This window comes from Bacteroides sp. AM16-13 (genome assembly GCF_003602705.1).
Classification (GTDB): Bacteria; Bacteroidota; Bacteroidia; order Bacteroidales; family Bacteroidaceae; genus Bacteroides; species Bacteroides xylanisolvens.
Genome location: NZ_QTLK01000028.1, coordinates 53,608 through 65,694, shown reverse-complemented (window position 1 = coordinate 65,694; position 12,087 = coordinate 53,608). Strand labels below are relative to the sequence as shown.

Here is a 12,087-nt window from a genome sequence, read left to right as displayed (position 1 = left end):
GGCTATCAATTGTAAATAAAAACGTCTACAGACGTAAACAGCCTTGTTCACATGGGTGAGCCCTTGCAAAGCATTAGAGCTTAACAAAAGAAACATTAAGCATTAATGTATTACTATCTAAGAGAATACATAACAAGAACAGTTCATTTAAAACAAATATAGAGCTATGGCAATATTATTCGATTGGTATGAAGACCCGAAGCCTTCAAACAAACAGCAGGGAGAAAACGGAAACACCCTGCATCCGCGCATCAAATACAACGGTTCCACAGGGACCGACGTACTGCGCCGACGTATTCAAGAACGTTGTTCACTGACAGAAACAGATGTCACAGCCGTACTTGATGCGCTTTCGCACATCATGGGACAGGAATTGGCGGAAGGACGCCAAGTTCATCTGGACGGCATCGGTTATTTCCATCCCTGCCTGACAACCACGGAACCTGTAACGGTAGACACAAAACGGAAAGTGACCAAAGTGAAGCTAAAGGCCATTCAGTTTCGTGCCGACCAGACATTGAAAAACGAGTTCGGTGTACTTAAAGTGAAAAGCCTCAAAGGCGGACTGGATTTCACCCAACTGACAAACGAAGAAATTGACCTGCAACTGACTCAGTACTTCCGTACTCATCCATTTATGCGAAGACATGACTTCCAATATCTTTGCGGAATGGCAAGAAGTACAGCCATGCGACATATCCGACGTCTGCGCGACGAGGGTAAATTGAAAAATATGGGTGGAGCCATGCAGCCGATTTATGTGCCGGGAAGTGGATATTATGGTAAGAATAAAGAAGTTAGTGTGAAAACGGAATAAGATTGGTCAACTCAAATCAGGACGAGACAGAGTGAGAGTAAAAAGTTACCCTCACCTACTCTCACCTTTACCCTCACACCTGTAACCCCGATGAATAAATGGATTGAGCACAAAGGGTGAGGGTGTGAGGGTAAAACGTCACCAACATTTATTTGAGAGCATTCTTAATGCGAGCAACTATTATACAAGAGCACCTCCATACCGTTCCATATTTTACCGGGGAATCTTAACCATTTCAACCGGCTGCTCCTGTATCTTATCCAACGGTTGTGATTGATATTTCACCTTTGAGAAATCAATAGCTTTTAAGTCAATGCAACGTATCGAATTGTTATAAGCCGTTTTATAATAAACCTTCCGGTTCGTGAGGTCGATAGCTGAGGTCCATTGCGTAGCACTGGGAATATCCGGAATATCACCCTGTGAATGTTCTATACCAATAGGAATATCAAAATTATTAAGCAAGTGGAAACATTGCTGCACGGTATCAAAGCCTGTGGCACGTTGCGGAGCTGTCCCCCGGTAAAAGGCCGCACGCACAAACCGCGAAGGAGGCGTGGCATCACCCGGAATGCCGAGAAAACCGGAGTTGCCACCAGTAGGTTGCAATGTAATACCACTCAATTTTTGCATGGAAGCGTCACCCGGATGAAGATTGACGTAGTTGTTCAAATTAGTGAGTTGCCATTCAAAACCGGGGGCATTCGTCAATACGCCTACTTCATTCTCATAAAAATGCGGCACACCACCTATAATTTCCAACACAACCTGACGTCCCGACGGTTCACCGATACGCCAATGTACTACCGCTGTCTTTTCCAATCCTACAACACGTACAGAAGAAAGGGCTGCCTTCACCTCGTCGATAGTGGAAAACTGCGACAACAGCCACTCCGTCACTTGAAGGTCTGCCAGTGTCCGCTGATTCTGTGCAGCATCATACGTTTCATATCCCCCATAATGAGGAAAGAAAAATAGTCCGGCCGAAAGTCCGGCCTCATTGATTCCTTCGGCAATAAATTCTTTTTGTACAACAGCCAGACCAACCACTCCATATTTTGCCGTAAACGTTAGTCCATTGACACCTGTAGGAGTGAATGACGTGAGCTGTTGACCACGTGGAATAATCACATACTCGCTTTGCAACACACCGCGCGCCCATTCAATCGTACGGGCTTGCACATAACTGCCGTCACGGGATGTCAGCGAGATTCCCGTACAAGCTACAGCCTGAAAAGTGCTGCCACATACGGCAACAACCCCTAACAATAAGTTCTTTGTCATCTTCATCATTATTTATATATTTATTTGCTAAAAACTCAATACTGTATAAAGACAACAAAATATGGGTTATTTTAGTTGCAGACACCTCTCTCAAGAAAACTATTGTTTTTTGTTCGTCCCGTACTTTGCGGAACAATATACGTAGTTTGCTTCAATATGCAATCTCTTTTTTTTGGTTAAGCACCGGGAACATACGGATGAGTGAACCAGAAGCACGACCCTTCCCCCTCACGGGATTCGACTCCAATCTTTCCGCCCATCCTATTGACCAGGCTTTGACAGATGGATAATCCCAATCCGGCACCTTGTACAAATGAGTCTAATTTTACAAAACGATTAAATATTTCATGTTTTTGTTCATCGGGAATTCCTTTGCCCGTATCCGTTACACAAAAACGTACCTGACTCTCATCTTCCAATAAATAGGAAAGTGTGATTGAGCCTTTAGTGGTAAACTTCAAGGCATTAGTCAGAAAATTAGAGAGTACTTGCACGATTCGGTTTTTATCAGCATCAATCACAATCTGCGGTGAATTTTCATCAAACCGCAGTTCGACCGCAGTGTCACGTTTTTTGTGTGAGAAGGTAGCAATCACTTCCCGGCAAAGTTGTGGTACATCCACCCGTCCCATAACAAGATCTATCATACCGGCTTCGATTTTGGAGATGTCCAGAATGTCGGAAATAAGGTTGAGCAACAGCTCATTGTTCTCCTGCACTAAAGACATATATACATGACGCAGCTCCGCCTCATCGGTTTCGGCAAGCAGACTGGAAAAACCGACGATGGCGTTAAGAGGAGTACGTATCTCGTGGCTCATATTGGCAAGGAATGCTGATTTGAGCCTGTCCGATTCTTCCGCTTTTTCTTTAGCTTGAATCAGCTCCAGTTCCACCTGTTTGCGGGTGGTGATATCGGTAGCCAGTTCCATGATTGCCCAACGTCCGTCGAGCCATTTTATTGCCATGCTCTGGATGGTATACCAACGTTTGGTGACCGGATTGTAGTCTTCCCAAAAATGAACGCCTGTAAACTTACGGTTGGCATCGAGCAACTTCGGCTTCGGGCAGTGTTTACACCCATTTTCCAGACCTGCATTCAACATTCTCCAACATTCCGCATTTTCCGGAACTTCTCCTGCTTCTTCCCTGAAAGGCTTATTGGCAAAAATCACTTTCAACGTATCGTAATCACTCACAAAAATATTGGCATTGATATTGTCCAATACCTTTTGCATGGTTCGCTGCGACTGTTGCAGCGATGTTTCAACTTGCCAGCGTTTAGTAGCAGTAGATACAATTTGCGATATCTGGCTCATCAGTTCCACATCTTTTTCATCCCATTGTTTGTTCCAGCAAAAGTTGAACGAAAGAAAGCCGAAATGTACTCCCAATTGTGACAGGGGAAAAACAGCAATGGCTTTTACGCCTTGCACTTCGAGCATTTGAGTAATAAAGGGATCAAGCGAATAAATATCGGACGTACAAATGATATGGTTTTCTTCCAGCATGTCGAACCAGGGTTTTCCCGCTTCAATGGTCATACTCCGCAAGTAATCGATAGCGGGTTCTATACCGTCGTTGCACCATTCGTTGGTGCAGCCATACGTAACTCCGTCGAGGTGGTTTTCCCATGTCGCCAAACGGTCGACACCAGTATAACGGCCAATTTCGGCCAGTGCCATATTCATAGCAGTAGGTATATCCGGTTCCAATTGCAAAATTTGCAGTACCTTGATAAATAATGCCTGCCGTCGGTTGGTTGCTTCGAGATTCTCCTGAATAGCGATCAAGTCTTTAGATTTCTCTTCAACCATCTGTTCGAGGCTGGTACGGTACTGTTCCAGTTCCATACCGCCCCCTTGAGGTTCAGAATCAGTGGATTTCATGTTTAATAGATAACAGTAAATAGAATTTTAGTTTAGTTTCGAATCCGGACGAGATGCGTCCCACATTCTGCAAATATATACATTTATTTTAGAAACCAAACTTTTTCCCATCAAAACGACTTCTTATAAATGCCTAATAATCGCAGAATTACGAAAGCATATATTACATAATCGACCTCGTCAATTCCAAACTTCCTCAATATTATACCGGATGAAATCTTTTCAACAATATATGACTTACACTGAAAAAGTCCTTATTACACTTTTCCATCTATTAAAACTAAATCCTATTCGTCTGATTATATCAGTTTCAACCCTACGATTGAAATAATCAGAGTCGTCATAAAAAACAAACGACCCAAAGTTGCCGGTTCATGAAAGAACAGGATACCGATCAAGACGGTTCCCACCGCTCCTATCCCCGTCCAAACAGGATATGCAGTGCCGATAGGCAATGTTTGCGCAGCCTTTGCCAGTAGGAACATGCTTAAGATTACAGAGATTACAAATCCCGCTCCCCACAAATAAAAATCGGTGCCTGTCGCTCCCTTAATCTTGCCTAGACAAAAGGTAAAACTAACCTCAAACAGTCCGGCAATAATCAATATAATCCAATTCATATCATTCTATTTTAATATTAGACTGCAAAATTAACAAGATGCCCGGAGCTTTCACTTTACATTTGATAAGAAACGACGGTGTAAGAGTATCATCAATTCTTCTTTTCCTAATATAACTTTTTGTATTTTTGCAGAATAATGATTCAATGCGATATGGATATACACGAGATTATAAACAGGATATATCGGATGCCGGAGGCTTCAGCAGATAAGGTGGTCAAACATCTGTCAAAAGTCACATATCCCAAAGGTTATCATATATTGGAGGCTGGCAAGACTGAAACGAATATCTTTTTCATCGAGAAAGGGATTGCCAGAGCTTACATTCCCGTAGACGGAAAAGAGGTAACGTTCTGGATTGGGAAAGAAGGGTCAACCATTGTCTCATTGAAAAGCTATGTAAATAATCAACAGGGGTATGAGTCAATGGAACTGATGGAAAACTCGGTGTTGTATCTATTAAAGCGCAAAGACTTACACGAATTATTCAAGGAAGATATCCATATTGCCAACTGGGGGCGCAAGTTTGCCGAATCAGAGTTCCTGCAAACAGAGGAAAGACTTATTTCTCTCTTATTCACCACCGCGTCCGAACGGTATATGAAGCTGATACAAAATAATCCGGAGCTATTACAGAGAATACCATTGGAGTGTCTTGCTTCTTATCTGGGAATAACTCCGGTAAGTTTAAGCCGGATAAGGGCGAAATTGAAACGGGTACTTTGAGATAGAAACATGTTTTTCAAAAGCAAACAGAAAGTAATATATTTGTGTTTTGAATGAATCAAAAGAGAGAAGTCATGAATATCGAAGATTATAGAGAATATTGCCTGTCAGTCAAAGGAGCAACAGAATGTATGCCATTTGATGAACATACTTTGGTTTTCAAGGTTATGGATAAAATGTTCACTTTTGCTACATTACGTCCTAAAAACGGAAGATTCTGGGCGGATATGAAATGTAATCCTGATAAATCAGAAGAGCTCATAGAACAATACGAAGACATTTTTTGGGGACCTTTTTCGGATAAGAAACATTGGATAACCGTTTACTTGGAAGGAGATGTTCCCGATAAACTCATAAAGGAGTTGATTAGCCACTCGGTAGAGGAAGTTATAAAGAAGTTACCCAAGAAAAAACAAGAGGAATACAAGAACATGATTTAGGATTCGAAAAATAGACATATCCGGCACTACTATTATTGCTAAAAGTAGAGCCGGATAAAATCACTATACACCCCAAAACGCACACACGGATAAAATCATCGTATATTTAAAAACGTATGTCCCAGGAACACTTGCATTCTTCATTCCGGCAATCATGAATCTGGAGAAAAAATAAATGACTAATTTTATTAACTAATGCTTTTTTAGAAGCATTTTTTTAGGTTATTTTGCGGAACAAATATCACGAACTCGTCAAATTATGGATTGGATTGGCCTTGATTTAACATTCCCTATCACCGACCCTACATGGATATTTCTCCTTGTACTCTTGATTATATTGTTTGCTCCGATATTATTGAATAAACTGCGCATCCCTCATATTATCGGTATGATCCTGGCAGGACTGGCTATTGGCGAACATGGATTTAATATCCTGGCACGAGACAGCAGCTTTCAGTTATTCGGGAAAGTCGGACTCTATTACATCATGTTCCTGGCTGGTCTGGAAATGAATATGGGAGATTTCAAAGAGACGCGAAACAAAGCATTGGTACTGGGATTACTGGCTTTTATCGTTCCTATCGGGATTGGATTCATGGCAAATGTATCTTATCTGAAATATGGTGTAATCACCTCTGTATTATTAGCCAGCATGTATGCCTCCCATACGCTCGTGGCCTACCCCATCGTCACCCGCTTCGGCATATCACGCCATCGTAGCGTAAGTATTGCCGTAGGAGGAACGGCCGTAACGGATACACTCACACTGCTGGTACTGGCTGTTATAGGCGGATTGTTCAAAGGAGAAACCGGAGGATTGTTTTGGATTTGGCTGGTGGTAAAAGTAATCTTTCTAGGGGCACTAATTATTTATTTCTTTCCGCGCATCGGTCGTTGGTTCTTTCACCGGTACAATGACAACGTGATGCAATTTATTTTCGTGCTTGCGATGGTCTTTTTAGGAGCAGGGTTGATGGAGCTTGTTGGTATGGAAGGTATCTTGGGAGCTTTCCTCGCAGGATTGGTACTTAACCGGCTCATCCCCCACGTCTCTCCATTGATGGATCATTTAGAGTTCGTTGGTAATGCACTTTTTATTCCTTATTTCCTTATCGGAGTGGGAATGTTAATCAACTTACGTGTTATTTTCGGAGAGGGGGATGCCTTAAAAGTTGCCGCCGTGATGATAACCATGGCGCTGACAGGCAAATGGATTGCTTGCTGGCTCACTCAAAAGATATATAAGATGTCTGTTCTTGAACGAAATCTGATGTATGGTTTGAGTAATGCACAGGCGGCAGCCACATTGGCGGCTGTGTTAGTTGGATACAACATTATTCTGCCCACCGGCGAACGTTTATTGAATGATGATGTACTGAACGGAACAGTCTTGCTTATCCTGGTCACTTGCGTAGTGAGTTCACTGATTACCGAGCGGACAGCCAGAAAAATGGCGATGGATGATTCACAACCTGAAAATGAATCGTCAAAAGAAACAGAGAAGATTTTAATATCCATAGCCAACCCGGACACTATCGAGGACATGGTGAATCTTTCTCTAGTCATACGTGACCCCAAATTGAAAGACAATCTCCTGGCATTAAATGTTATCAACGACGATAATAACTCTGATAATCTACGAATTCGAAGCAAACATTATCTGGAAAAAGCCGAAATGACAGCAACGGAAGCAAATGTACCACTCAAAAAGGTCACCCGGTATGATTTGAATATAGCTTCCGGTATTATCCATTCAGTCAAGGAGAATGAGATTACGAGTATTATCACCGGCCTGCACCGCAAGAAAAACATCACAGATTCATACTTTGGAATACTTGCCGAACACTTATTGAACGGATTAAACTGTGAAATAATTATCTCTAAATTTCTGATACCGGTCCATACAATCAAACGGATTGTCGTTGCCGTCCCTCCTAAAGCCGAATATGAATCCGGTTTTCCTCATTGGATGGAGCACTTTTGTCGCATGGGGAGCACTCTTGGATGCCGCGTACACTTCTTTGCCAATGAAAAGACTACCATCCGCCTACAAGCGTGGATAAAGAAAAGGCATAAACAGACGCTTACCGATTTCTCTCTCTTAGAAGACTGGAATGACCTGCTGGTATTGACAGGACAGGTAAGTTACGATCATTTATTGGTTATTATCAGTGCACGACCAGGAACTCTTTCGTATGACAGTTCTTTTGAGAAGTTACCGAGACAGCTCGGGAAATATTTCTCCAACAATAGCTTCATCGTGCTGTATCCTAACCAGTCGGGAGAGCCGTTGGATACGTCTTTCTTCTCCAAGTTATATACTGATACCGAAACCCGACATTACGAGAAAGTCGGTAAATGGTTTTACAGGTGGTTTAAGAAAGAGGGATAAAATTAGAATTGAAAAGTTCCGTTTAATTTATAAATATCGATACATTTATCTATATTTGTACTATTAGCAATTTTGCTATAAACACCTAAAGGAAAAGAATGGTATGTCAAACGTTGATTTTTCCAAAATAACAGAAGGAATCTATCATGTGATAGAAACTGAAGAGAAAATACTAACCGGGCTACAAAATGATACGATCACGTTGAAACGTAATAAACAAAATCGTACTATCAAACAGATTCTCGGACATTTGATTGATTCGGCATCAAACAATCACCAACGCATGGTCAGATTGCAATACAGTAAAGATTTGCTTTTCTTTCCCGATTACCGTCAGGATAATGATCTGTGGATAGCATTACAAGATTACCAAAATGAAGATTGGAATAACCTGATTCAACTATGGAAGTTTTTTAACCTGCATATCATTCAGGTTATAAAATCTGTAGACCAGACAAAATTGGATAGCTACTGGTGTGATTTTGAAGGAACAAAGGTTACGCTACAAGACATGATAGAAGGTTATCTAAGTCATTTACACCTGCATATTCATGAAATCCATGAATTAATGAATACTTAAAAAGGATAGCGGCTGCTGTTCTTTATATTCTATAATTTTTTAAGATGTATCCACATGGCAACTTACACTCATTTCGCAAAATAACCCGATGTACTGAAACATCTGATACTCTGTGAAGTTCTTAGAAATGAAGCCCCACAAGTATATGTAGAAACCAATTCCGTATGTGCCATCTACTCCATGACGCAAACTCCGGAGCAGCAATATGGTATCTATCATTTCCTGGAGAAAGCAGATGATGACAAATCTCTAAAAGATTCCATTTATTACCAACTGGAAAGTACAGAAATGGCAAAAGGAAATTATCTGGGTTCTCCTGCCCTGGCAATGAATGTATTAGGAAAGCAAGCAAAAAGGTTCGTATTCTTCGATTTAGAAAAGAGTGCGCTGGAGAATGTAGACATTTATGCCAAACAAATCGAATTAAGTACATCCGTAGAAATACATCATACCGACTCCCTGAAAGGCACAATAGAACTGTTGCCTTCACTTCCCGCATCCTCTTTCATCCATATCGATCCTTACGAAATAGACAAGAAAGGAGATTCAGGAGTAACCTATCTCGATATCCTGATACAGGCTACTCAATTAGGAATGAAGTGTTTATTATGGTATGGATTCATGACCGAAGATGATAAAGAATCTTTGGACAACTATATTGTATCCAGTCTGGAAAAGGCAGGTATCAAGGATTACATAGGTGTAGAGCTTACCATGAATTCAATAAAAAAAGATAGTATATTGTGTAATCCCGGCATTCTGGGAAGCGGTATTCTGGCTACAAATGTATCACAAACTTCCAAAGATATCATTCTTGATTACAGTAACAAACTGGTTGATATATACAAAGATGCTAAATACAAAGATTATGATGGAAGTTTATATATTCAGCATCTTTGATATCCACTTATTAATTTAATTACCTAGAACATTACTCTACAAACAGAGCGTCAGAAAGCCGGAGCTTTTAAAATCAGTTTCCGGCCTTTTGGCTATAAATTAACTTATTTCTTTGGCTGATTGTCCACAAGCCATCTATTAGCCGTACATTTTTCGTATCGTCATCTTCCACGTTCCATGCATAACCTCCTGAAGGCAGGCCACGTCTGTCCAATATTTCATTGGGCTGATTATTGGAAAAGAAAAGTTCCAGTTGCGTAGAGTCAGGACTAAACACAATAAAGGCAGAAGCATTGCTATCGTCCACCGATTCCGTGCGGATTCCTTTCTCAAACAAGCGGATACAGTCTTTTTGCACTTCACACCATACATATCCGGCAGAACCGATACAGCCATGTTCATCCCGATCACCTCCCACAATCGGAGATTGCGGATACTGAACTAATTTAGAAGCCGGCATTCCCGGTGTATATTTTCCGGTATAGAACACTTCCAGCGTATCATTCAGAAGCAAACCGTTGACTTCATCTTTATTTGCATCTATCGTACTGAACGAAAGGGTATCATTCTTATCAGTAACAATCGTTACCGTATTCATGGTTGCATCACTAACGATTCCTTTTGAGCTTGCCACTTTTGACGAGCAACCTGCCATGAGGCAGAGCGTACCTACTGCTAATAATATTGTTTTCATTTTCTTTAATTGGGGCTTTGTTTTTAAATTAATGCAAAGATAAAGGTTATACTGCCAATATTTCGCTTTTACAAAATAAATTAATTTCCGGGCAGATTGTTCACCAGCTACACACAAAATGCCTATATTGGACAACGATCTATTAGAAAATCAGCCTACCTTTGTGATATGGATAATCAAAAGTAAATACAGAATACCATGAAAGAAACTTTGCAGATTCCCACTCCCGAAACACTGGAAGCCTTGATAGGTAAGGAACTTTATGATATATGGACTTCACTTTGCCAGCTTATCGAGCAAAAGTACAATATGGAACAACTATGGAACCATGGAGGGAAAAAATGGATATACGAATATAAATATCGCAAAGGCGGAAAAACGCTGTGTGCCCTATACGCCAAAGAACAAACGATTGGCTTCATGGTCATTTTAGGTAAAGATGAGCGTGCCAAATTTGAATCTCTGCGAGAAGTATTCTCCAATGAGACTCAAAAGATATACGATGAGACGACGACTTTCCACGATGGGAAGTGGCTTATGTTCGAATTGAAAGACACTTATTTATTTAATGATATGGAGCGACTGCTATCCATCAAACGAAAACCCAACCGATGATTGAATCAGATATAAATAAAAGGTATTGTCAAAGTTGCGGGATGCCTCTCCGCTTTGATATAGAGAAATATCTGGGTACTAACTCCGACGGTTCCCGAAGTGATGAATATTGCTACTACTGCCTGAAAGATGGAAAATATATCGTCGACATTCCGATGTCGGAAATGATTAATATCTGGATAAAATACACCGATAAGTACAATGAATATGCAGATACCGCTTATTCGCCGAAGGAACTTAGACGAATACTCAACGAACGGCTCCCCAAACTGAACCGATGGAAACAGAAGTTGGAAACCAGTAATATCCATCACCAAAAGATTCAGGATATAGTCGTTTACATCAACAATCATTTATTCGATAGTTTAGATGCAGATATACTTAGTACGATAAGCGGACTTTCCAAATATCACTTCAGAAGAGTGTTTCAAACCGTTGCCGGAGAAAATATTGGAAGCTACATACAACGTTTGCGCCTCGAACATATAGCACATCTGTTAGTATCCACCGACTTTACATTAAATCAGATTTCGGAGCAAACAAACTATCAGACTAAATTCAGTCTGGCAAAAGCCTTCAAAAAACATTTTGGAGTGTCAACCTCTCAATATAGGGAGAAGTATAAGCCGATGTATGACGAACAGCATGCGGTTATCACTCCTGAAATCCGGTCGATTCTGCCGATGAAAGTATTTTGTATCGAGGTGGGTGAAAAGTATAAGGATGAACTCCGATACAAATTAATATGGGACAGGCTCACCAACTATGCTAGGCAGCGCAATGAAGAAAAGTCGAATGATAAGTTTGTCAGCCTTAGTATGGACGACCCGGCCATCACCCCAATAGATAAATGTCGCTTCTATCTCGGGGTAATAATCGATAACAAAGAAAATGATTCCCAGCCGGGAGTGATGGAAGTTCCCGGTGGTCGTTATGCTGTATTCAGGCATATCGGCGACTACTCTTTATTGCATAAATTCTACCGGACTATTTATGAAGAGTGGTTCCCGGAAAGTAAATATCGTCCTCAAAGCACCTTTAGCTTTGAAATGTATATGAACCGCCCTGCCTCCACCCTTAAAACAGAACTAATTACCGACATCTATATTCCGGTCATCAAGAAATAATTA

At 40.9% G+C, this 12,087-nt stretch carries 12 protein-coding genes; 8 read left to right on the top strand and 4 right to left on the bottom strand.

Annotated features, from left to right (window positions below):
• Window positions 1–166: 166 nt before the first annotated feature.
• Window positions 167–817 carry an HU family DNA-binding protein gene (locus DW173_RS19550; protein ID WP_004309082.1) on the top strand — a complete coding sequence of 217 codons (651 nt, stop codon included), beginning with the start codon at window positions 167–169 and terminating at the stop codon, window positions 815–817.
• A 213-nt stretch (window positions 818–1,030) separates the two neighbouring features.
• Here the strand turns inward: DW173_RS19550 and DW173_RS19545 are convergent, their stop codons facing one another.
• The 3 genes from DW173_RS19545 to DW173_RS19535 form a co-directional block, all read right to left on the bottom strand.
• Window positions 1,031–2,110, bottom strand: coding sequence for a linear amide C-N hydrolase (locus tag DW173_RS19545; protein ID WP_120145035.1), 1,080 nt, complete (start codon window positions 2,108–2,110; stop codon window positions 1,031–1,033).
• A 167-nt stretch (window positions 2,111–2,277) separates the two neighbouring features.
• Window positions 2,278–3,990, bottom strand: a complete 1,713-nt coding sequence (locus DW173_RS19540; RefSeq protein ID WP_120145034.1) for a GAF domain-containing sensor histidine kinase — start codon at window positions 3,988–3,990, stop codon at window positions 2,278–2,280.
• A 299-nt stretch (window positions 3,991–4,289) separates the two neighbouring features.
• A complete protein-coding gene (locus tag DW173_RS19535; protein WP_004309079.1) occupies window positions 4,290–4,610 on the bottom strand; it encodes a DMT family transporter in 321 nt (106 codons plus the stop codon).
• A gap of 153 nt (window positions 4,611–4,763) precedes the next feature.
• Here DW173_RS19535 and DW173_RS19530 point away from each other — a divergent pair, with 153 nt between their 5' ends.
• The 5 genes from DW173_RS19530 to rlmJ all read left to right on the top strand — a co-directional run bounded on the left by DW173_RS19530 (window position 4,764) and on the right by rlmJ (window position 9,648).
• Window positions 4,764–5,336: a Crp/Fnr family transcriptional regulator gene (locus DW173_RS19530; RefSeq protein ID WP_032852847.1), complete on the top strand. Its 573-nt coding sequence runs from the start codon at window positions 4,764–4,766 to the stop codon at window positions 5,334–5,336.
• Window positions 5,337–5,410: 74 nt separating this feature from the next.
• On the top strand, window positions 5,411–5,776 hold the full coding sequence (locus tag DW173_RS19525) for an MmcQ/YjbR family DNA-binding protein (protein WP_004306433.1): 366 nt from the start codon (window positions 5,411–5,413) through the stop codon (window positions 5,774–5,776).
• Window positions 5,777–6,035: 259 nt separating this feature from the next.
• Window positions 6,036–8,168, top strand: a complete 2,133-nt coding sequence (locus tag DW173_RS19520; protein WP_120145033.1) for a cation:proton antiporter — start codon at window positions 6,036–6,038, stop codon at window positions 8,166–8,168.
• A gap of 103 nt (window positions 8,169–8,271) precedes the next feature.
• Entirely contained in the window at window positions 8,272–8,748 is a 477-nt protein-coding gene (locus DW173_RS19515) for a DinB family protein (protein WP_120145032.1), read from the top strand.
• Between the two features lie 93 nt (window positions 8,749–8,841).
• A complete protein-coding gene (rlmJ, locus tag DW173_RS19510) occupies window positions 8,842–9,648 on the top strand; it encodes a 23S rRNA (adenine(2030)-N(6))-methyltransferase RlmJ (protein ID WP_233562231.1) in 807 nt (268 codons plus the stop codon).
• A 73-nt stretch (window positions 9,649–9,721) separates the two neighbouring features.
• Here rlmJ and DW173_RS19505 read toward each other — a convergent pair whose 3' ends face one another.
• Window positions 9,722–10,342 carry a hypothetical protein gene (locus DW173_RS19505; RefSeq protein WP_120145031.1) on the bottom strand — a complete coding sequence of 207 codons (621 nt, stop codon included), beginning with the start codon at window positions 10,340–10,342 and terminating at the stop codon, window positions 9,722–9,724.
• Between the two features lie 198 nt (window positions 10,343–10,540).
• Between DW173_RS19505 and DW173_RS19500 the strand changes: the two genes are divergently transcribed.
• Both DW173_RS19500 and DW173_RS19495 read left to right on the top strand, forming a co-directional pair.
• Window positions 10,541–10,957, top strand: a complete 417-nt coding sequence (locus DW173_RS19500) for a DUF3788 domain-containing protein (RefSeq protein WP_004306427.1) — start codon at window positions 10,541–10,543, stop codon at window positions 10,955–10,957.
• A complete protein-coding gene (locus DW173_RS19495; RefSeq protein ID WP_120145030.1) occupies window positions 10,954–12,084 on the top strand; it encodes a GyrI-like domain-containing protein in 1,131 nt (376 codons plus the stop codon). The genes DW173_RS19500 and DW173_RS19495 overlap by 4 nt, the downstream gene beginning before the upstream one ends.
• The last annotated feature ends 3 nt before the right edge of the window (window positions 12,085–12,087 follow it).